Here is a 23,547-nt window from a genome sequence, read left to right as displayed (position 1 = left end):
CTTATTATTTCTTCTTAGTTATCGTTGAGCCTGATACCTTCTCGCTCAATAACAATCAAACCTTTTTTATACAGTCCGCCGATTGTCTTCTTGAATGTTGCTTTACTGGTACGGAATTCTTTAAAAATTGCTTCCGGTGAAGACTTGTCGCTTAACGGAACGAAACCGCCTTTGCGCTCTAGCGTGGTCAGGATTTTATCAGCCAAATCATCAACCTTGCCACGACCCGCTTTTTGTAGCGACAGGTTGATCTTACCATCAGGGCGGATCTCTTTGATGTAAGCCTTCAGCTTCTTACCCGGGAACAGCTTACCGAATGATTCTGTTTTGAAAATCAGGCCCCAATGCTCTTCTTCAATCACCGCCTTGTAGCCAAGATCGGTCACTTCAGCAATCATCACCTGCACTTCCTGGCCAACTTTATAGTTCGCCGGGGTTTTATCCAGAAAGCGGTTAAATTTCGTTGAACCCACGATACGGCCAGAGGCTTTATCTGTATATACGCGTACCATGATGTCTTGACCAACTTCCAGGCGACGGCGTTGCTCGCTAAACGGTACCAGCAGGTCTTTACTTAGCCCCCAGTCAACGAATGCACCAATGCCACAGATGCCCACAACACGCAGCAAAGCAAAATCGCCCACTTGCGCGAGTGGCTGTTCTGTTGTCGCAATCACATCATCTTCTGAATCGAAGTAAATGAAGACTTTAATTTTATCTCCCAGTTCAGTGCCTGCCGGAACAGAGGATTTCGGCAACAGGATATTGCCAAAGTCTTCACCACCATCAAGGAAAACGCCAAAATCTACCTGCTTGACGACCTCTAATGTGTTGTATTGTCCTACTTTAATCATTTATTCGACACTCTCTGGGTAAATAAAAACGATCATTACGCCGCTTGCCTGCTGTCACAACAACAGAAAACGCGGTAACCGCTATCATCTTATACTTTAGGTCGCGCATTATACGTGATGTTGATGCAACTCGCCTGACCTATCTTGATTAATTTGGCTGCTTTTTCGCCTATCAAAGCAATTATTCTCGATTAACGCTGCTAATAAATTGTTAATTCATCTAAAATTAGTTCTAACATCAGCATTTTTCTCATAAGAGCTTGATAAGCACCGCGAGCATATCGGTTATCTTCAGACTATTTAGGCCAGAGGTATAGAAACATAGTGATCACTGTTGACAAAAAAGACGGACATAAAGTCAAAATTTCTCATGTCATTCAAGAAACAACCAATCGACAGCTTGATCTCTACATTTTTGTCCCCGGTGAATTAGGGCTCAATGCCAATATCATCTCTGAAGACGATTTTTACCATAACGCTATTTTAGGTAAGCGAACCTATTACAGTGACGTTAACCACCTTCCTCTTGTCCATAGTCGCCTGGCCAGCCGAGGCAAGCTCTCTATCGAACAATACCGTCTAAGTCTAAGTTTATATGCTTATCAATATTCCCTGGCGTTGGAGAAAACAACCCAGCAGTTACTTGAAGACAAACAAGAACGGACACTGGAAGAGGTTGAGGAAGTTGCCCAACTTGCAGTACGTATTTTAAAAAGGTTACGACGTAACGTTCCGAGTGATAAAAAACTACATAAATACTACGAGAATATTGATAACTATCTTTCGTGGTTTACCGAGCAACGCTGCCTTTCTCTGATTGCTCACCTGCCCCGCGGAAATGATTACAGTGAGATTAAGGCACTGCTGCTCACAATTTGTGAAAAAGAGTCTCAGCACCGGTTAGAGAATAAGTACAACTCCCCCAAAGCAACACAGGATCAAACCCGCATGTCCAATAAGATGCGACTGTTGCGGCGCTTGATCGAATACCCGGTCACAATGAAAGAAAAAACTATCGAGCTTGGTAAAAATACTCGCAAAATAGTGACTGGCTTTGCAGCAGGCTTTGTGATGATCTTTGTAACATTAATGCTCATCAAGGCCCGTGGTGTCCTGGGGGATATTACCGCCTCCTTTATTCTAGTGCTGTCATTCATCTATGCTGCCCGTGAAGTGTTCAAAGATGATCTTAAAACGATGCTTTGGCGCTGGGTGCGTAAAGGCAAGCCGAAATGGCGCAAACAATTTTCTGATGCCAACTCTAACCGCCTCATTGGCCGCCAACTCGAGTGGTTAGAGTATGTTAGCTACAGCAAGCTGGACGATGAGATTAAGCAGGTAAGAAAACACAAAGTCTCACAGCGTGAAGAGACGATTCTGCATTATAAAAGCACCACTCGAATGTCGACCACCAAGTTTTTGACGGGCTATGAGCAAACCCGCGAATCTATCATGCTTGACCTGCGTATGATCACCAAGTTGATGGAAAAAGGCTCGCAAAAAATCTACCAGTTGAAAGACGGACAGGTATCGAAAGAATCGGTCGAAAAACGCCATCTGATTAACCTGATCACCCGAGAAACGGACGAAGATAAAACAGTGCGCATCCGCCGCTGGAAGATCATTATGAACCGCTCCAAAATCGTTGATATCGAACCGATCACCTGAGTGTTTTCATCGTCCCCTTACGTAATGCTTGAGGTTTACCAAACACCTTCGAGCTGACAAGCTGAAAGGTTTCAGCTAGAATGGCAATGACTCCTAGCGAGATCTTCTGTGATGAGGTAAAAATACTGACATGAAGTTAGATGAAGTAGCAAAACTTGCCGGCGTATCCCGAACCACTGCCAGCTATGTTATCAACGGCAAAGCAAGCAAATACCGAATCAGCGAGAAAACGCAGCAAAAAGTCATGGCTGTGGTGAACGAGTACAATTTTCGTCCAGACCATGCCGCTACTTCACTACGCGCAGGCAGCAGCCGCTCATTTGGCTTAATTATTCCCGATCTTGAAAATACCAGTTACGCCAAGCTGGCAAAACTACTTGAGCGAGATGCTCGCAAAGCCGGCTATCAGCTCATCATTTCCTGTTCGGATGATGATATCGAAACAGAAATGAAAGTCGCGGATAACCTTCTCAGCCGCCGCATCGATGCTTTATTGGTTGCCAGCGCCCTAACCGCTGACAATGATTTCTATAAAAAAATTCAAAACAGTGGCGTCCCTGTTATCGCTATTGACCGAGCTTTGGACGATGAAACATTCGCTTGTGTGATCAGTGAAAATCTCGAGGGTGCTTATGAGTTAACCAAGGCACTCTTTACCAAGCATATAAACAGCATTGGATTGATCGGTGCGGTCCCCGAGCTTGGCGTCTCCAAAGAGCGTGAGCAGGGCTTCCGCTCTGCGATTAAAAACGAAGGTAAGGATATAGAAGTACTAACCAGCTATGGTGACCACTTTAGCCAGCAGCAAGGCCAACAACTGATGCAGCAATGGATCGACGAAGACAATATTCCCGATGCGATTATTGCCACCTCATACACCTTATTTGAGGGGATCCTAGACTGCCTGCTCGCCCATCCTGAGCTGATGTCCAAGATAAACCTTGCCACTTTTGGTGATAACCGACTACTCGACTTCCTACCAATAAAAATTCAGTCTCTGCCGCAGCAATTTGAGCTTATCGCAGAGAATGCACTGGAATTGGCGTTAAATGCCGCAGCGGGGCGCTACCGTACGGGAGTTGAAGTGATTCCACGCCAACTTCATCAAAGAGGGTAAGGCGGACTATTCTTAATATATAGCCAAGTGACTCCACTCACTTGGCTATAACCCTACTTTCTGTGTCTTGTTACTGACTGATAACTTGTTACCCTGACAGTATTATTCAGCGTGTATAACAGGCTAACTCATGCGTACTCTCTCGGAACTGATTTTCAATAATACCTATAGTGAACTCCCTGCCACTTTCGGTACCCGGGTGACCCCGCAGCCCCTTGCCGATCCCTTTCTTGTGAGCGTCAATCCACAGATCTGCGACCTGCTTGAGCTAAACCCAATCGAAGCATGTTCTGAATATTTTATTAACCTGTTTACAGGAAACGAAGAGTTAGTCGGCTTCTCTCCAATTGCCATGAAATACACCGGCCATCAGTTCGGACAATACAATCCAGATCTCGGTGACGGACGTGGCTTACTAATGGGTGAAGTGCTGACATCAGAAGGCAAAAAGTGGGATATTCACTTGAAAGGTTCTGGGTTAACCCCCTACTCTCGCCAAGGCGACGGACGTGCCGTGCTCCGATCCAGTATTCGCGAATACCTTGCCAGTGCGGCGATGCACGGTCTTGGGATTAAAACGACCCACGCCCTTGCCGTGCTAAGCAGTTCAACGCCAGTTTACCGCGAACGCATTGAGCGCGGTGCTACCCTTATTCGCGTCGCTGAAAGCCACCTAAGGTTTGGTAATTTTGAATATTTATTTTATACCAACCAGCACAGTGAACTAAAACTGCTGGCCGATTATCTGATCAAGCACCATTTCCCGGATCTTCTGAGCACTCCAGAATCAAACCGCTATGGTGCAATGCTTTCTCGTATCGTTAGCCTTACCGCAACAATGATTGCCGACTGGCAAGCCATCGGTTTTGCCCATGGGGTAATGAATACTGATAATATGTCTGTACTCGGACTGACATTCGATTATGGCCCCTACGGTTTTATTGATGACTACAACCCTGGGTTTATTTGTAACCATTCCGATTATTCCGGTCGGTATGCGTTCAATCAACAACCATCAATCGGGTTATGGAACCTCTATGCACTGGCTTATGCCTTATCCCCGTTAATTAATAAACCACAAATTGATGAGGCACTAAACAGCTACCAACCTTTGCTACAACAGCAGTACAGCATCAACATGCGCAATAAGCTTGGCTTAGCCGAAAAGCTCGAACAAGACTCGCAACTGTTTACAGACATGTTTGAACTGCTGAAGAGTCAGGCTGTCGATTACACCCTTTTCTTCCGGACGCTCTCTTCCGTTCCCAAAGAGCAATTAGCGACCAGCACCGATCAGTTTAAGCCGTTATTTAGCTGCACTAAGGGGCTAACCTTGTGGCTACAAGGCTATGCCAAGCGACTCGATGCGGAAAAGGTTGCTGATGAGGAACGACTCGAGCTAATGAAGAAGTCTAACCCGAAATACATCCTTAGGAACTATCTTGCCCAACAAGCCATAGAATCAGCGGAACAGGGGGATTTCATTGTCGTTGATCAACTGCTATGCGTACTGGCAACCCCTTATGACGAACATCCTGAATATGAACATTTCGCCGACTTACCTCCACAATGGGGCAAAGAGCTCGAAGTCAGTTGCTCTTCGTAAGCGCTAGCGAAACAGTTACACAGCTTTATGCATCGAGCACTACTAACTAGCAAATACATCCTCCACGCCTCATAAGCGGCAAAAATATCCTGTTCTTTTGTGCTTTCAAACGAATGGGATATTGTTCACGCTTCAAAAAATATCAATTTTCATTGGCCTATTTCTTGATTCAAACCAGTTAATAAAACCAACTCTACTGATAGATTCTGACTCAGTCAGACGTAGTGTCTCTTTCCTCAGGCTGAAATTTAACTATATGAACAACAACCGTATTGCCAGTTTTGAATGGGGTCGCCTGCTAGCCCTGTTCGCCGTTATCATCATTCATGCCAAACCTTTTGCCAACACTCCCCTCTTCGATGAACAACCCTGGCTGGGGATGTTGCTAAATCAACTCGGCCGCTTTGGCGTACCGCTGTTTTTTATACTCGCAGGCTACTTCATTATGCCGCGCCTAACTTCAGCAACTAATGACACCATCACACGCTATAGCCTGCCGTTAATCAAAGTCTGGGCCGCCTGGAGCGTAGTGTACTTACTGGTGCCATTTAACCTCCGTATTGTGATGGAAAAAGGCTACCTTGCTGAACGCACAGGCTATTGGGATTTCCTGCTAACGAACCCACTCAACACTCTCTTTGAAGGTGGCCTCGTTCACCTTTGGTACATCCCGGGTTTGTTGTGCGGAATAGTAGTGATTGGTCTGCTTTGTGCCTTAAAACAACAGAAGCTGATTGTTCCAGTCGCTGTCGCTTTGTATCTCTATGGTTTAATGGCGGGTAGCTATCAGCCAATATTTGGTTTGGAATCACCGATTTTCACCCGAAACGGTCCGTTCTTCAGCACACTAATGATTGCAATTGGTTTTGAAGCGCGCAGACGCAACCTACAAGTAGCGACGAACAAAGCCACAGCCGTCATGCTATTCGGAATGGTACTTCACTTATTTGAAGCTAAGAGCCTAATGGCCTCTGATGTTCCGTTTATGAATCATGACTTCCTAATCGGTACACCATTTTGGGCCGCAGGCCTGTTCTTCCTTCTTGCAGCAAAACCAGAGTTTGGCAATCGACCACTAACGTTCATGTGGAGCCAAAAGATACTTGGCCTCTATCTTTGCCATCTACTTGTCATCATATACCTTATGAACCTTGCAGGTATGTTCGGCTTTGAAGGCGTATTAAAAGATCTGACAATGGTGCCACTGAGTTTCTTTATCTCACTCGGCTTGGTATCTCTCATCGAAAGAACACCACTGAAAAGCGTGTTATTACGCTAAGGATAATCTTAGTCGCCAGATAATGTGCAAAAAAAACCGGCAACGATAGCGCCGGTTTTTTATTGCAGTTCCACTACAGATAAGTCTTATTGGCTGATCACTGTTTTAACGTCATGCTCAAGCAACCATTTTTGCAACTTAGGTGCCTGCTGAATATAGTGGCTGACGATCTCGCAAATCTTGCCTGTGCTTTCAGCAGCTTTAAGAGCTTGTCGCACGAGAAGTAAAACCGATTCATTCTGATCATCATGCAGATAGTTGAGAGACGGATGCTCTTGATCCAAACCCAATGCAAACTGGCCTAGCTGATCGACATCGACCACCAGCCCATCAAAGTACGGTAGGAATTTTTCTGCCATCAATGCATTCGCTGGCAGCTCACACATTAAATGCACTTTTAGCCCTTGCGCGCCTCGACAAAGCCCTTGCTCAGCTAACAAGTCAATCACTGTCGCCGCTTCGCTAAATGTCCTTACAAACGGTATAACCAGTTCAATGTTGGTCATACCTTCAGCATTACGCGCCCGCTTGATGATCTCGCACTCCAGATCGAAACTTTTGCGATGCGCTTTATCCGCAAAGCGAGAAACGCCGCGAAGCCCAATCAACGGATTCACTTCTGCCGCTTCCAATTCACTACCCAGCAAATCATTTCGGCGATGTGAATCCCCCCCAGAAAGCCTCACTCGCAGTGGCTTACCTTGAGCTTTCTGCGCTGCACTGACTAAGATCTTCGTCAGTGTCGTTACATACCATTCTGCAGGAATTTCATTATCGCCCACACGAGCAAGAACAGCTTGTTGCTGCGACTCTGTTAGCTTGTCCGGCTCTGCAACCGCATACGGGTGAACTCCAACGGCAGTCCTAACCAAATCATCCATAGAAACCAAGCCGATAGCCAACTCCTGCTTTTCAAGTAATGAGGGATCTTTCAAAATTTCTGAGAACTGTAAACCAGATTGAGATTTGTCTGTCATAAGGCACCACTACAACAAAATTACGGTAAAAAACGGGAAGTTATCACGACCAACGGCAAGTCACCGACTCAAACACCAAATATTGAATGAAAATACACACAAATAACTAACGCACCATTCAAATCGGCAATAAAAACTCAGCAGACAACCAGACCTAAGTGGTTGTTACCAAACTCCCGGCATTGATAATGACATTACTGACTCATTGTTATAGAGGCAAGAGAAAAAATCGCAGAATGAAAAATTACTTAAAATTAATGCATACAATCGACAAATCATCACATTCATTATGATACCAAGCTGAATCCCGCTCGATGAGTCAGCCATTACGCTATTTTGCAATCAACAACGTATAACGATTGTTTATCTTTGCATCATCTATGCTTAACAAAGCGTAGGAATCTTAAGAAAAACCCAAGACATATCACAAGTTTGGTTTATTCCTGCGGTCTTTTGGGCTATCTTTACGCGTCGTTATTTTTTGATATACCGAGATAGGCAAACGTATTATGCCAATGAAAACAGATGAACTCCGCACCGTTAGCCTTGGGTTAATGCCAACCCCCGCAGACGTTGAAGCCGCTTACCCGCTCACCGACGAAATCGCTGAGCATGTTGCGAACTCTCGCCGTCAGGTTGAAGCGATATTAACGGGAGAAGATTCCCGACTTCTTGTTATTGTTGGCCCTTGCTCGGTACACGATCCTGAAGCAGCTCTTGACTATGCCCAGCGCCTAGTCAGCATCAAAGACAAATACAAAGACGAACTTTGTATTGTTATGCGTACCTACTTTGAAAAACCTCGTACTGTTGTTGGCTGGAAAGGGCTCGTCTCTGATCCTCACCTCGATGGTAGCCTTGATCTGGTAACAGGCCTTCACACCGCGCGCAAGCTGCTGGTTGATATCAATAAGCTGGGTATGCCAACTGCCACTGAGTTTCTTGACATGATCACGGGCCAGTATTTGGCTGATCTTATTTCTTGGGGTGCTATCGGCGCACGTACCACAGAATCACAGATCCACCGTGAAATGGCTTCTGCCCTTTCCTGCCCTGTCGGTTTCAAAAATGGTACTGATGGCAACATAAAGATTGCTGTCGATGCAATCCGAGCCACGCGTGAGTCCCATGTATTCTGCTCGCCGGCGAAAACAGGCGAAATGACTATCTACCGTACTTCCGGTAACCCATATGGCCACGTCATTTTACGCGGCGGAAAAATGCCGAACTACCATCAGGAAGATATTTCAGCATCTTGTGAAACACTCGCCTCTTTCGACCTGCCGCCACGCCTCGTTGTCGACTTCAGCCATGGTAACTGCCAGAAAGAACACAAACGCCAACTTGATGTTGCTGCTGATATTTGCGACCAGATTAAAGGTGGCAGCACCCATATTGCTGGTATTATGGCCGAGAGCTTTATTGAAGAAGGCAACCAATCCGTAATTCCAGGAAAAGAGAATGAACTCGTTTACGGTCAGTCCATTACTGATCCTTGTGTGAACTGGGATGACACAGTAACAATGCTTGATATGCTGGCCGAAGCGATTAAAAATCGTAAATAACACCGTTATCAATAGATACAGCGTAGGAAACGCTGTATCTAATATTTTTGCTACTATGTATGCAAACAGCTAAACCAATAGATTAATAACTAAGGTCGATGACATGCCATCTTTTGATATTATTTCTGAAGTTGATTTCGTTGAAGTAAGAAACGCCGTAGATAACGCTTCACGTGAACTTGAGACTCGTTTTGATTTCCGTGGCGTTGAAGCAAGCTTTAAGCTTGAAAAAGAAATAGTAAAAGTAACCACTGAATCTGATTTTCAGCTAGCACAGCTTATTACAATCCTACGTAGTAACCTTGCCAAGCGTTTTGTTGATGCAGATTCAATGGAACAAAAAGAAATCACTCGCTCAGGAAAGCTATTTGCTTGTAACGTTGAGTTTAAGCAAGGTATTGAACAAGCAATGGCGAAGAAAATCGTTAAGCTAGTTAAAGACTCAAAGCTTAAAGTTCAGGTTGCGATTCAGGGCGATAAAGTACGCGTTACAGGTAAGAAACGTGACGATCTACAAGCTACCATGGCGCTAGTACGCGGCGCAGAGCTTGGCCAGCCATTCCAGTTTGAAAACTTCCGCGACTAATTATCACCTCGCCGAGAAGTACGCATTATTAGATAAAAAGAAGGCTCCTGTAATGAGCCTTCTTTTTTGTTTCAGCAATATATAGCCAAACTATTTCAAGATACTTCGCTATATAAAAAAGGGCGCGAATATCGCGCCCTTTTAATTGGTGATTGTTGATATTATTTAACCAACAGGAAGCGCCCTGTCAGTGCGGGAACATCAATACTGAAAGTATCGCCGCCGTTTGCAATCACTTCCCCTGTCATCAAATCGACAAGCTGGTTAGCAGTTTCCAGGCGATTAGCATCCAGAGCGTAGTGTTTGCCCTCTTCTGAAACATTCAGCAGGTAAACAATTTGCTCATCGGCTGTTTGTTTAAGATCGACATACAGTTCACTGGTCATTGCCAAGTTAGTGCGTTTGCCGCTGTACAATGCCGGGTGTGTTTCACGGACATCAAACAGTTTAGTCACCCAGTCTTTAAGATCAGCCTGCTCCGTCGACAATGAATCAACGCTCACACCCAGAACCTTACCACTTGAGCGCGCAACGTGATCTTCACACAAGCCCTGATCAACACAGTTGTCCTCATAGCTTACTTTCGCTGCAAAGCCCTCCACCTGATCGCCAATCTCATCACCGTAATACAGGGTAATAGGACCAGACCAGGCACCAAGGAAGCTGATAGCGGCTTTATGGCGCTGCCAGTAGTTGCCCTTGTTACCACGTTCAATCAAATCACCGAAACGAACCAAGTCATGGTTACCCAGCATCAGGTTCGGCATCGCATGATAAGGATAGTTGGCAAGGCTGTTCCAGAACGCGTCTAACTGGGTTGCATCAGCCGAGTATCCGCTTTCTTCAACCGCTAGCGCCTGTACAATTCCGTAGCGACGGTTAAAGTCAAAGGCTGACAATAGTGCTGGGTTATCGTCGGTACCATATGCATACTTCGCGATATCTTCCGCACTTCTCCACACTTCGCCGACCATATAGCCCAGTGTGCCCCATTCTTCACCGTTAGCCTGACGAGCCGCCGACTCACTTTCTACTGCCGCACGCAGTTCACGCCATGCATCCAGCGGTACCTGATAGGCTTGATCAAGACGCCAGCCGTCTATCCCGTACTCACGCACCCAGTAGGTAGCGACTTCTTTGAAGAACGCTAAGCTATCTGCATCAGGATATACCACCAGCTGCCCCGGATAATTCGCATCACCGGCTTTCAGCGTTGGCAACTTACCCGTTGGCGATGCCTTCACACCCGTTTTGTTAACATGGCCAAATACACCGTCCAGGAAGACGTATAAGCCCTTGCTATGGGCAGTATCAATAAGCTCCTTCAGCTTTTCGTTGCTTCCGAAATTAGGATCAACATTAAAGAAGTCACAGGCAAAATAACCCGTCGCATCCAATCTGTCGTCACCAGATGCACCGACACATGAATCAAACACTGGCGTCAGCCAAATCGCATTAACATTCAAGCCTTTGATGTAGTCCAGGCTATCAATGACACCCTGTAGATCACCACGGTGATGTGATGAACCATAACCGACACCGTAGTCGTGGCTGCTGTCACCGTCGACGAAAGACTCGACCATGATTTGGTACATACGCACATCACAAGCTGCATCGTCGCTGTTGTTACAGGCGTAAAGCGGCTGTGGCTTCGGCTTGGTAACTACCAGTTTAGGGTTATCCTTATCGCTGGCATCAATCACGAACGTCCAGTCACCCAGCTCAGAAACAGTGAGATGAAGGTTGTTATCGGCTCCAGCATCTTGCCATTCAACCGAATCGCCTCCGGCAACCAAGTCACTAAAGCCAAGGTTAATGGTGTTCCAATCTTCACTGGCCAGCTTGAAGTTATAGTCACCCGGCTGAAGGTAAATGCTTACCTGATACATGCCGTCACCAAGATAGGTCAACGCTGTCCCGCTATTCCAGCCATTGAAATCGCCGCGTAATAGAAGTTCCGTCTCGCCGTATGGTGCAGGCTCCGAATCACATTTTTCAAACAGCAAGGAGCCTTGGTCATAGTCATTGCCATCCAACGTCAGTTTCACGCTATAGGTGGCCGCACTCAAGTCGATGCTATTGTTCGATGAACCTGCATCATGCTTGACCGCTGTGTAGTCCATCCCGTCAAGTAACTTAATATAGCTACCGTCCTGGTTCACCGAATACTGAACACCCCAGTTGTCGGTATCATCGGCAATCTTGAACTGAGTTTGCACGGCAGTATCAAGCGTAAAGTACGCCTGATAGACATTGTCACCCTTATAGGTCAGCTGATACATCGGATCAGCGGCCCAACCGGACAGTGCCCCACGCACAAACAACTTAGTTTCAGCCAGCGGTGCCGGCTCGCTGCTATCAGCCAATTGACTACAGCTACTGTCACTAATCGCTTTTAATAACGTTACCGCGACGGTTGGTTGTCCAGCATTATCAGACGCATCCAGCACAAAACGGTAGACGCCCTTGGTTGCAGCATCAAGCTGGATATTGCCGCCAGCGTCTGTCAGCGCCAGTGAACCTTCAGCAACTGTGATCTGACCCATACCGAAGTTGGTACCATCCGACCAATCAGCATCTGCAATCTTAAACTCCTGGGTACCTGCATCCAGCACAACCTCAAGGGTGTAAACCCCATTGGCAAACGCCATTGCATTAACATTGCCCCAGCCATTCATCGAGCCTTTAAGGTAAAGCTCTTTGCTGCCATAGGTAGGTACATTTGAAGTATCCTTTTCAGAAACCGGAAGCCCTTCCCCCTGGGCTCCATCTTGCTTTTTAACGAAGACGGCGGTTGTCAGAGCCGGTACTGTGAACTCGCCATGAGCAAACGAGGCTGACTTCACAACACCATCGGCAGACTGCTGCTGGACATCATGTAAAACAAACCCTTCAGAACCATCCACTTGCATGGTTTTTGGTCCTACTGTTGAGTTCACGACAATTACAGCGGCATCAAGGTTAGCATCCAGATCATCAAGCCCAGTGCCATCGTCGATTGACATTACGATTACACCCGGGATCTGATCTGTACCTGTATTATGAAAATCAACCCGTGCACTCACCTGCTCTGTCGTATCCAGATGGAACAACTTACTGCTGGTACGGATCTTAAGTAGCTCTTTGAACTGCTCATCGGCCAGCAAAATTTGCTCACGACTAGGCTGGGTCTGACTGTTGGCAATAACCTCTTTGATGATCGGATAATTAGCACCGTCTTTATCTTTGCGTGGCAGGCCGACATTCCAGTTATTGCTCAATTCAGGGTTATCCAGATTGAAATCAACCTTGTTATACCAATCGCCGGAGTTGTAACTATCACGCTGCATCGATTTAGAGCGCAGCAATGAAACGCCTAGCTGGAAGAAAGGAACCCCCTGACTTAGCACAACGGTACTGTTGGCAACATTCTGCATCCGTACACGTTCGTCTGAACTGGCAGTTTCATCGATCTTGTACTGATTAATGTCCCACAACGTCTGGTTATCATGCTTGGAGATATAGTTGATGGTCTCTTGAGGACTTTCTGCATAACCAGCATGCTGGCCACCGTATTCAAAATCCTGACCGCGCTTGGTAATGCCGTTTTGATCCTGGAGCAGATAACTTTTCAGGTTACCGGCCATGCCTAAGCGTACAAGGTCAGTTTGGCGATTTAGCTCAGTTTGCTGGCTAGGATAATCGAACTCGACACCGGCATTACCAAAACCTTTACGGGTTCTCATGGTATCGCCACTGTCACTATATACAGTACCACGCACAGCATCGCGCAAACGATCACTGAATGTTCCGTAGCCTGTTCCCCCCATATTCCACTGTGAACCATTCACACCACGACGGTTATTAACCGTTTCACCGTAGTCCCAGCCTTCCATGTAGAAATAGGTTCCCTTGTTGCTTTCACGAACCTTCTCTCGCGCCTTGATCAGGTTGGATTTCATGTGGAAGCCGGCAAGATCAAAACGGTAGGAATCAATCTTGTAGTCTTTGGTCCACATATCCAGTGAATCAATCATGACTTTTTCCATCATGACCTGTTCGGTGGCAGTGTTATCACAGCAAGTCGAGCGTTCTACAGCACCGGTGATTTCATTAAGACGGTGATAGTATCCCGGCACGAGCTTATCAAGTACCGACTGCTCACCTAAACCGGATGCATTGGTATGGTTGTAGACCATATCCATAACCACTTTAAAGCCCATGTCATGCAGAGCCTGCACCATTTCACGAAACTCTTTAATCCGAGTTGTGCCTTCGGCATTGGTCGATGTGCTGCCCTCTGGTGCATTGTAATGGTAAGGGTCATAACCCCAGTTGAAGCTGTCTAAGTCGCGAATATCATTCATTAGCGACTGGGCATCTTCAGATTTAGGATCATAGCCTTCCAGCAACGATTTCAACGTCTGACTCGGATCGGCACTCTTACACAAGCCTGCACTTGCATTAAGCTCGCACAGCTCAGCAACCGTATTATTTAAATCAATACGCTTAGCTGGATCTTCGTTCACTGTCCCGATATCAAAGGTCGGCATCAGGTGAACATAACTCACGCCTGCTTCCTGCATCGATTTTAGGTGTTTGACGCTGTCACGGCTCTCTTCGGTAAATGCCATGTATTTACCGTCATAGGCCGGGTTTCGATTATCTGCCGTATCATTGACACTGAAATCACGAATATGGAGCTCATACAGTACTGCATCCATCGGTTTCGCGTCTTGGTCAAACTCATAGGTATCCCAGCCAGCCGGCTTAAGCGCCGCATCCGTCATATCGACGACCTGGGAGAAGCGACTGTTAGTCGAAAAGCTCTGACCATAAGGGTCTGTGGTCTCAAACAGCTCAATTTTGTTGCTCAGCGGGTGGTAAACCTTAACTCGGTAACGGTAATAGTCGCCAACGGCCACACCATCTGGTGTCAGCTTATAGACGCCATCGCCGTCATCATCGGTCATCACGTAGGTATTTTTGAGCTTGGTATCATCAGACTCGCTGTACACCAGCAGTTCAACACTTTGCGCAGTCGGCGCCCAGACTCCAAAGGTTACGCTGCTGCCTTCGAGAACTGCACCTAACTTTTCCTTGTCCGCATTGCGATCTTCTTCATCACCACCGGTATAAAGCGTATCCAATACGCCAGGGATCTGAACCTTGGTGGCCTGAATAATATTGTTGTCAGCATCACGGGCAACCGCAATTAGCTGGCTTTTCAAAATGTCGCGTTTTAAGTCTGTATCACCATCGATGGTAAATGCAGCCCAATCACTCAAGTGTGGGAACCTGGCCTTAACCGACTCGCTGGCTGCACCACCACTTAGTGCAATTACTTCACCGCCAGTGATCGTCTGGCTGACAGCATCATAAATAATGCCAGCCGTTTTAGAGTGATACAGTTCAACTTTGGCTGCACCATCAGCTTTGCTCCAAAGCAACGTACTGTCATCAACCCAATGAGCAGACGCGCCGGCCAACTCAACCGGTAGCACATCATCTTCATTATCAAGAATTGCTGAATTATCGGCTGGTACAAAACCCTGACGGTCTTTGATTGTGGCAAATTCCAGCTTCATGTCTGATGACTGTCCGTCAGCCGTGCGGACGATAAAGTTGACGCAATCCGTCTCTTTCTGACTCTTGAGCGGCAATACCCAGTAAGTCCCGATCTCATCTTGGCCCGTTGGTTTTACGCCCCCGGCTCCCCAGTCATTAAAGTCTGTAATATTGTCGGCATCATAAGCACCGCAAGTCTCATTATTCCAGACATGCAAGGTTTTCTCTGCTTGAGCATCAGCACCGTTCATCGAATAAATGACCACTTCCAGATCATTCGCTTTTACCGCTTTGGACTGATCGGCAGGTACATTTGGCTCTGGATCATCTTCATTTGCGATGCCGTCACCATCTTTATCCGGGTCTTCATCATCGGTGATAAAGTCACCATCTAGATCGGCGGGTTTCTTCGTGTTGTTCAGCGGGTCAGTACCTAAACGCACTTCATCAAGGTCTAGCCATCCGTCACCGTCATCATCGGTGTCGGCTCGGTCGCCTATTCCATCTAGGTCAAAGTCAGCACTTTCATCTGGATTGGACGGGAACAAGTCATCATCATTATTGACCCCATCACCGTCTTTGTCGGTATCGGCATTGTCGCCAATACCGTCTAAATCCAAATCGGAACTTTCTTTCGCATCAGACGGGAAAGCATCTTTTGTATTCTCGACCCCGTCACCATCTTTATCGGTATCGGCATTATCACCGATGCCGTCACCGTCTAAATCACGACTCTCTGTCTTATCATCAGGGAAAGCGTCGATACTATCGGCAACACCGTCACCATCACCATCATCAGCAACCTTAAGCTGGCCTTTTTCATCAACAACTAAGGTTTTTTTGCTCAGATCAGGTTCTTGACCGTTATTGAGCTGCTCAGTAATTTCTTCGCCCAACAAACCAGCTGCGGCTTCCAGCTCAGACAATTGCGTCGATTGCTCACTATTACCAAGTTGCTGAGGAAGGATTTGAACTAGAGCTTTGGCACTGCTGGCCACGAGCTCTTTCTCGGCAGCGATATAGTCGATGGCCGGATCCAGATCAGGCTGAGACAGTACTTGCTGAACCTCTGCAATCGCCTGTTCCTCACTCTTTCCATCGGCCATCTTCAGGGCAACTAAAGTTGTCACCGGCGTTACCCTGGTGTACCCCTTAGGTGCAGCCATCATATAGCTCTTAGCTACCTTGATTGTTGGGTTATCTTCATCAATGGATACCCCCTCAATCACTTGCGTCACCAATGGATACAGAGCCGGGTCATCACTGAACTTGCTTAAATCGAGTACAGCTTTACCCTCTTTTGCCGTTGTAGCAAAAGGCTCATTGGGATCAAGTTTGTAGTTTTTGTTCACATCGAGCCAGATCTTGGCATTTCTAAGATAGCCATCAATCGCCTGAACATTTATGTTCGTTGGTCTCTGAGCGTGAGAGTCTGCTATTGCCGTACTATCATCATTACAACCATACAACAAGGATATTGACATTGTTGCCAATGCCAGTTTGGTGAGTTTGGTCTTCATTCTCGTTCCTGTTTTTGTCAATCACCTGCTTACCTGCAGGTTTAGCGAGTTGTCAGCACGGACAACTTGCTATCCTTGCTGACTAATTTTTTGACACTTACGGAATGAGCCATTTAAGAAGGGACGTCGCATGATAATATTACGTAGCCACAACGTATTTTTACCAACGAATAAAGCTCATTCCATTAAGCGCCTTAGAACGGTTTATTTTTATTCAGTACGATTATATTTTGACGACGAAATGTTAAATCAGCCTGATATGTCACTCAGGGGGGAGGAGGAAGTAGGATGAGAAATTTTCAGCGTTGATGTAAATCACAGTTATGAGGATGAGCATTGAAAGATAGCAACATATGTATATTGCAGAATACAGCTTTGATCACTCATCGTAAGAGCAGGCGAAAAAAAAGCGTAAATTAATAACGAATAAACTACAAAGCTATCAATATACCAAATACAAATTAAATTCAGCAAACCAATATGGCGAGTACTAATAATAAATAGTCACAAGGTTATTAGCCTGGTATCCAACACCCTATTCAATGGTTTATTTCACTCCCCCCATTGCGACTAAGCCACACAAGTCGCTTAAGCTTTGTCTTTCAAAGCGTATCTCACTAATTTTCTTCGCAAACCACGTTCAAGTAAGATGCTTTTCATCAATAACACAGGTAAATCGGGTCTTAAGTAATATATTGATTTATTAACATAATTACTCCAACACTATGTCTGGCTCCAACCTTTCAAGCTGAGCTTTAACATTTTTTAATCTTTGCTCGTAACCTTTCATAACTATCCTTTTGAGGTATTTATACAAGTGGATGTTATTTGTCCAAACAACCCTGTAAAAGTCCGAAATCAATAGTTGTAATACGAATAATCCCCTATACTCTCGCCCGTCGTCTAGGGTTCCATTAGTATTTATAAGGTTTTATTTAATTTAGCGATATACAGCAGACATTGACATCAGCAGCTTGATGCCCGCATGGATAAGCGTTTTTGACCGAGGAACCGTCACTTGAATAACCAGAGCTAACAATTTAAGCCTGCTGTTATTCAACCTACCATTCAGCTTCTTTTCTTTTGTTCATAGGAACACAAATACGTAACTTAATTTGAAAACTCATTTCGAGCGCTCAAATTAAGAACTCGTATAGAGATCTGCTTATATTCCTTTGCCAACTGGTAAAGCATGGAAGATATGCGACTAGAACCCTTTGAAGGCTATAACAATATACCTATAAAGGAGATGTCCATAATGGGCACTGTGAAAAACAATACTGTTAATTCTTCATCAAACAGCGCAACCAAAATGGGTTGGAGCAAAAGTGATACCGTTTGGGTTCTAGGCCTATACGGTACTGCTGTAGGTGCTGGCACCTTGTTCCTACCTATTAATGCCGGTGTGGGTGGTCTTATTCCCCTATTGGTAATGGCAATTCTTGCTCTACCAATGACATTCTTCGCTCACCGCGGTATGACACGTTTTGTACTATCAAGCTCAAATCCGGGTGCTGATATTACCGAAGTAGTAGAAGAGCACTTCGGTGCCGGTATGGGTAAAGTAATCACCCTACTTTACTTCTTTGCTATCTACCCAATCCTACTGGTTTACAGTGTGGCTCTGACTAACACTGTAGAAAGCTTCATGCAGCACCAGCTAGGTATTGAACCACCAGCACGTGCAATCTTGGCACTAGTTCTGATCATTGCTCTAATGGCTATCGTTCGTCTTGGCGAACAACTGATCATTAAAGCAATGAGTGTTCTGGTATTCCCATTTGTTGCGGTACTTCTGATGTTGGCTATGTACCTTGTTCCTTACTGGAACGGTGCGATTTTCGATCAAGTAATGCCAACAGAAGGTGGCGCAACAGCTATTATGATGGCGGTATGGCTGATCCTGCCAGTTATGGTTTTCTCTTTTAACCATTCTCCGGTTATCTCATCGTTCGCGGTTGCTAAACAGAAAGAGTACGGCGCAGCCGCTGAAAAACAATGTTCTCGCATTCTTGCTCGTAGCCACATTATGATGGTTGCGACCGTAATGTTCTTTGTATTCAGCTGTGTATTGAGCTTATCTCCAGCAAACTTGGCTGAAGCTAAAGCCCAAAACGTATCGATTCTGACTTACCTGGCAAACCACTTTGATACACCGACTATCGCATATGCAGCACCTGTTGTTGCGATTATCGCAATCACTAAGTCTTTCCTTGGCCACTACCTAGGTGCCAGTGAAGGTCTGAACGGTCTGGTTGTTAAAATGGCCCGTAGCCGTGGTAAAGAGATCGGCCCTAAGGCACTGAACACTTTCACTGCTCTTTTCATGCTAGTAACAACTTGGGCGGTTGCTACTATCAACCCAAGTATCCTGGGTATGATCGAGAGCCTAGGCGGCCCAATCATCGCGATGTTACTGTTCATTATGCCAATGTACGCAATTAAGAAAGTACCATCAATGCGTCAGTACTCTGGTGCCCTAAGCAACGTATTTGTTGTGGTTATCGGTCTGATTTCTATTTCTGCGATCTTCTACTCGCTAGCGCAGTAACACCGCATCAATCTTTACTAAGGCCATCATTTGATGGCCTTTTTTATATCTGCAACTTTCTATTTTTGTTTGATGGGACAGCAGAACTTGCCTCAAGGAGAAGGTTCGCATCAGAATGGGGGCGTACAATGCTAGGTTTACGACCAATATGTTAACTTCAGCCTTTCACGCTTTTCTGCTAGGCTGTCGTTAATCCACAACAAAAATCTAAGGGCTTATGGATCTAGACACGTACTCAGAGCACGATAATCCGCTTATCTGGCCCATCATTTCGATTCTACAAAAGAAGCCTTCAGGCTGGATGATCCACACCTTAGCGCAAGAATTAAGACAGCAAGAGATTATTTCGGCCTTAGATGACGATCCAGAAAAAGACCTGTTTAAACGTAATTTTCTCTTGATGAATGCACTTTATCAACTTCAGGAGATGTTGTTGCCCCAACAGTGGCTACAAGCCCAGGCAATGGATATTCGCCTGTGCCACAACCAACCATCAGCACATCATCAAATTGATGTGGATGATCCGCTAAGAAGCTACTACCTGGACTGGCACAACTACCATACCGATACAGATGTCATTAAAGCTTTGCTATCTTCCTTTTGGCGACGCTATCAAAGCCATATTGGCTCATCTAGCAACGCTTCAATTGCCCTTTCACAATCGGAAGACTACGCAATTCTTGAGTTACCCGAGGATGCCACTGCCAGTCAGATCCGCCGCCAATGGCGTAAACTTGCCCTCCGCTGGCACCCAGACCGCCCCAATGGCGACGCTGAACAATTTCGCAATATTTGCGAAGCATGGCAAAGACTAGGCTCTAAAATATAGGTCCTAATCACCTTCAACTCATTCAACTTTTTCAAACAAGCTGTTCATTTTTATCCTCTGTTAACCTCTCCTCCCCCCTCCTAAACTAATACCATTCCCCGCTAGTTCGGGCTTGATATTCGGAGGGCTTATGGCTATCAGACGTATTAAACAACTGGTTCAATCTCACACCTCATCAGACGGTGACGGCGTTAAAATTCAGCGTGCTCATGGCTTTGATAATCGCCTGTTTTCGCCATTTCTTATGATTGATGAACTGAAATCAGAAAGCCCTGATGACTACATTGGTGGATTTCCGGCTCACCCCCATCGCGGCATAGAAACTCTGACGTATATGATCAATGGCCATTTCCAACATAAAGACCATATGGGCAACGTAGGTGAATTACGGGATGGTGGCGCACAATGGATGTCTGCGGGTAAAGGTGTCATCCACAGTGAAATGCCGATGATGACTGACGGCGCGCTACACGGCTTCCAAATCTGGATTAACTTACCAGCTGCCAAGAAAATGCAGCCAGCCCAATACACTGACTTTCAGCCTGAGATGATCACTGAAAAAGCGCTGACATCAGATAGCCTTATTCGTGTTATTGCCGGCGATCTGACAATCAAGGGCGAAACCTTAACAGGTCCACTCCAGAAAACTGGTGTGCCTACCACTATCGCTGACTGGCAAGCGCGACAAGGTGAGCATTTCACCAGCTGCCTAAACCCTGACTTTCAGGCTTTGCTTTATGTCTACAAAGGGGAGATTAGCATCGAGGGCATTACTGCAACCGCCGGACAGCTGGCAATTCTCGATAAAGGTGAAGGGTTATCCATCGAGGCGGCACAAGATACGGGCGTATTGCTGCTATCGGGACTGCCGATAGATGAACCTGTTGTTCATTATGGCCCGTTTGTTATGAACAGCATGGAAGAGATCGAGCAGGCGATAGCTGACTATCAACAAGGACGATTAGTTGGGTAGCAAGCCTGTGTATAAAAAAGATAAGAATTGGCTTGCTCAGGAAGTATAAGGGAGGCAGTTAAGCGACGCTTCTTTGCCTCCCCACTCTTTTTTACATATTAGTACAGGGATTCTTCGCCTTCAGGACGGGTTTTAAAACGTCTATGTAACCACATATACTGCTCTGGGGCTTCCATAATAGAGCGCTCGATTGCCTTATTAACGTAAGCTGCCGCAGCGTCAGGATCATTATGCGGGAATGCATCCAATGGTGGAAAGACCTTCAATGTATAACGGCCAGAGTCTGTATTTCTCACCATCGCAAAGGGGACAACCGCGCAATCGGAGGCATCAACCAACAGACTTGTTCCGGTTGTTGTACATGCTTTCTCGACAGCAAATAACGGTGCGAAAGTAGAGCGTCGACGACCATAATCATGATCCGGTGCATACCAGACTCGCTCACCTTTACGCAGTGCTCGCAGCATGCCTTTAACGTCTTTTCTGTCGATCATATATTTATTCGAACGCACGCGACCATGAAATTGGAAGTAATCAAAGCACGGATTCTTATTCGGACGATAAACACCGACACCCGGAGTTTTCATCCCGAAGGCTCTAGCGCCCAGCTCAAGGTTCAGTGAATGGATGGCAACCAGAAGCACACCTTTACCCTGCTCTTCCAGCTTATGAATGTGCTCTAGCCCTTCGACGTGAACATGGCGCTCCACGCGTAAATCAGGCCAGAACCACGCCATACCGGTTTCGAACATTGCTAATCCCGTATTATCAATGTTCTTTTTAATCAGTTCTTCACGCTCATCTTCTGGCATATCCGGAAAACACAATTCAAGGTTACGCGCTATTGTCTCGCGACGTTTTTTAATGACACGCATAGCCAAGCGGCCAAGGCCTTGCCCCAAACGAAATTGGATAAAATATGGCAACCAGCTGATCAGGTACATAACACCGACCATAATCAAGGTAAGCCAGTAACGAGGATGCAGAAACGCTTTCTTAAAAGTAGGTACCGTGAATTTACTCATACCGAGAACCATTCCCATTGTTTTTATTTTTATCACCTATAAACATCAAAAGATGCCACAAGCGCATAATAATTTTAAATGAACACTGCATTTTATTGTTAGGAATTAACCTATGCAAGCCTTACGGGCGCTGGTCTTACCTATATACAGCTTAGATTAAGCTAATAAGGCAATATCAATCTTGTTATAAACATCTTTTTAATTAATAGCTTACAATTACTAATCATACACAACAAGGCTGTATTCCTAGTAATGCATATTGGTATTTAGCTCAATTTGCGCATATTAAGCTGAGAGGGTTAAAGGCAGCCCGGAATGTCTGGCAGGTCAGTGAGAAAGGTATATCGTTGACTATCTTCTAACAGCCTCGATAACTGAATTAGGAGCGAGGTAATTGGGTATAAAAAAACGCGGAAGAGGAGATCCGAATATCACCTCTTCCACGTTTCTCAATATTGTTCAATGGCGTAACGTTCTAACTTTATGAAGTCTGACTTTCCAAAGTGAGGGAAACATCCTCGTATAGCGAGGCCTCCCCCTCCGGACGTGTTTTAAATCGACGGTGCAGCCACATATACTGTTCTGGTGCCGCTAAAATTGAACGCTCGACCACTTTATTAATATATGCAGCAGCCGCTTCTGGATCATTTCGAGGAAAATCGTCCAAAGGTGGATGAATTTTAATCGTATACTGGCCGGAGTTTGTGTTCCTTACCATCGTAAATGGCACAACTTCACACTCAGAGGAATCAACCAATAGGCTGGTTCCCGTCGTCGTACACGCTTTGTTAACAGCAAACAAAGGCGCAAATGTTGAACGGCGGCGACCGTAGTCATGATCAGGGGCATACCATACCCGTGCACCGCTTTTTAAGGCATGAAGCATGCCTTTAACATCTTTACGATCGAGCAAAGTACGGTTAGATCGGGAGCGTCCCTTATATTGAAAATAATCAAAACAAGGGTTGTTATTTGGGCGGTACACTCCCATGCCTGATTTTCTTACTCCAAATGCTCTTGCGCCAAGTTCCAAGTTTAGGGAGTGTACTGCAACAAACAGTGCCCCCTTCCCCTCTTGTTCTAGCTTATGAATATGTTCCATACCTTCGATATCAACATGTCGTCTAACACGAGCGTCAGGCCAAAACCATGCCATCCCCGTTTCAAATAAGGCCAGTCCTGAGTTATCAATATTCTGTTTTACAATTCGGTCTTTCTCATCTTCACTCATATCAGGAAAGCAAAGCTCTAGGTTACGGCGGATAGTAAAACGACGCTTTTTCATCAGGCTTAGCACAAGCCGTCCCATTCCCTGGCCTAAACGGAACTGGATACAATATGGGAGCCAACTAAGAAGGAACATAATCAAAATCATCGCCAATGTTGGCCAATAGCGAGGATGTAGGAACTTTATTGAAAATGAAGGTGCTATAGATTTGCTCATCGAGAC

14 protein-coding genes are annotated in these 23,547 nt (G+C 45.7%); 9 read left to right on the top strand and 5 right to left on the bottom strand.

Annotation, left to right across the window (positions count from 1 at the left end):
- Nucleotides 1-14: 14 nt before the first annotated feature.
- On the bottom strand, nucleotides 15-854 hold the full coding sequence (locus MD588_RS21025) for a CvfB family protein (protein WP_265699665.1): 840 nt from the start codon (nucleotides 852-854) through the stop codon (nucleotides 15-17).
- Nucleotides 855-1,178: 324 nt separating this feature from the next.
- Between MD588_RS21025 and MD588_RS21020 the strand changes: the two genes are divergently transcribed.
- From MD588_RS21020 to MD588_RS21005, 4 genes are all read left to right on the top strand, one after another.
- Nucleotides 1,179-2,522: a hypothetical protein gene (locus tag MD588_RS21020; protein ID WP_265699664.1), complete on the top strand. Its 1,344-nt coding sequence runs from the start codon at nucleotides 1,179-1,181 to the stop codon at nucleotides 2,520-2,522.
- 130 nt (nucleotides 2,523-2,652) lie between these two features.
- Nucleotides 2,653-3,639, top strand: coding sequence for a catabolite repressor/activator (cra, locus tag MD588_RS21015; RefSeq protein WP_265699662.1), 987 nt, complete (start codon nucleotides 2,653-2,655; stop codon nucleotides 3,637-3,639).
- Nucleotides 3,640-3,769: 130 nt separating this feature from the next.
- Entirely contained in the window at nucleotides 3,770-5,245 is a 1,476-nt protein-coding gene (locus MD588_RS21010; RefSeq protein WP_265699661.1) for a protein adenylyltransferase SelO, read from the top strand.
- A 256-nt stretch (nucleotides 5,246-5,501) separates the two neighbouring features.
- Nucleotides 5,502-6,524, top strand: a complete 1,023-nt coding sequence (locus tag MD588_RS21005; protein ID WP_265699659.1) for an acyltransferase — start codon at nucleotides 5,502-5,504, stop codon at nucleotides 6,522-6,524.
- Nucleotides 6,525-6,610: 86 nt separating this feature from the next.
- On the opposite strand, the gene MD588_RS21000 is transcribed toward MD588_RS21005, so the two are convergent.
- Complete coding sequence (locus tag MD588_RS21000; protein WP_265699657.1) at nucleotides 6,611-7,501, bottom strand: putative PEP-binding protein; 891 nt, start codon at nucleotides 7,499-7,501, stop codon at nucleotides 6,611-6,613.
- A 509-nt stretch (nucleotides 7,502-8,010) separates the two neighbouring features.
- On the opposite strand from MD588_RS21000, the gene MD588_RS20995 reads away from it, so the two are divergent.
- Together MD588_RS20995 and MD588_RS20990 are read left to right on the top strand one after the other, a co-directional pair.
- The gene (locus MD588_RS20995; protein ID WP_265699656.1) at nucleotides 8,011-9,066 is read left to right on the top strand and encodes a 3-deoxy-7-phosphoheptulonate synthase; all 1,056 of its coding nucleotides are present in this window, start codon (nucleotides 8,011-8,013) and stop codon (nucleotides 9,064-9,066) included.
- Nucleotides 9,067-9,169: 103 nt separating this feature from the next.
- Nucleotides 9,170-9,652 (top strand): YajQ family cyclic di-GMP-binding protein, encoded by a 483-nt coding sequence (locus tag MD588_RS20990; RefSeq protein ID WP_265699655.1) that lies wholly within the window; start codon nucleotides 9,170-9,172, stop codon nucleotides 9,650-9,652.
- A gap of 161 nt (nucleotides 9,653-9,813) precedes the next feature.
- On the opposite strand, the gene pulA is transcribed toward MD588_RS20990, so the two are convergent.
- Nucleotides 9,814-16,719: a pullulanase-type alpha-1,6-glucosidase gene (pulA, locus tag MD588_RS20985; RefSeq protein WP_265699654.1), complete on the bottom strand. Its 6,906-nt coding sequence runs from the start codon at nucleotides 16,717-16,719 to the stop codon at nucleotides 9,814-9,816.
- 1,258 nt (nucleotides 16,720-17,977) lie between these two features.
- Between pulA and MD588_RS20980 the strand changes: the two genes are divergently transcribed.
- From MD588_RS20980 to MD588_RS20970, 3 genes are all read left to right on the top strand, one after another.
- Nucleotides 17,978-19,270 carry an HAAAP family serine/threonine permease gene (locus tag MD588_RS20980; RefSeq protein ID WP_322784265.1) on the top strand — a complete coding sequence of 431 codons (1,293 nt, stop codon included), beginning with the start codon at nucleotides 17,978-17,980 and terminating at the stop codon, nucleotides 19,268-19,270.
- 217 nt (nucleotides 19,271-19,487) lie between these two features.
- Complete coding sequence (locus MD588_RS20975; RefSeq protein ID WP_265699652.1) at nucleotides 19,488-20,099, top strand: DNA-J related domain-containing protein; 612 nt, start codon at nucleotides 19,488-19,490, stop codon at nucleotides 20,097-20,099.
- A 130-nt stretch (nucleotides 20,100-20,229) separates the two neighbouring features.
- Complete coding sequence (locus tag MD588_RS20970) at nucleotides 20,230-21,072, top strand: pirin family protein (protein ID WP_265699650.1); 843 nt, start codon at nucleotides 20,230-20,232, stop codon at nucleotides 21,070-21,072.
- A 98-nt stretch (nucleotides 21,073-21,170) separates the two neighbouring features.
- On the opposite strand, the gene lpxL is transcribed toward MD588_RS20970, so the two are convergent.
- Together lpxL and MD588_RS20960 are read right to left on the bottom strand one after the other, a co-directional pair.
- Entirely contained in the window at nucleotides 21,171-22,097 is a 927-nt protein-coding gene (lpxL, locus tag MD588_RS20965) for an LpxL/LpxP family Kdo(2)-lipid IV(A) lauroyl/palmitoleoyl acyltransferase (protein ID WP_265699649.1), read from the bottom strand.
- Between the two features lie 481 nt (nucleotides 22,098-22,578).
- The gene (locus MD588_RS20960) at nucleotides 22,579-23,541 is read right to left on the bottom strand and encodes an LpxL/LpxP family Kdo(2)-lipid IV(A) lauroyl/palmitoleoyl acyltransferase (protein ID WP_265699648.1); all 963 of its coding nucleotides are present in this window, start codon (nucleotides 23,539-23,541) and stop codon (nucleotides 22,579-22,581) included.
- Between the last annotated feature and the right edge of the window lie 6 nt (nucleotides 23,542-23,547).

Origin of the sequence: Photobacterium obscurum (genome assembly GCF_026191635.1) — a bacterium.
Classification (GTDB): Bacteria; Pseudomonadota; Gammaproteobacteria; order Enterobacterales; family Vibrionaceae; genus Photobacterium; species Photobacterium obscurum.
The sequence above is the reverse complement of the archived record's forward strand: the minus strand, read 5'-3'. Positions and strand labels throughout refer to the sequence as shown.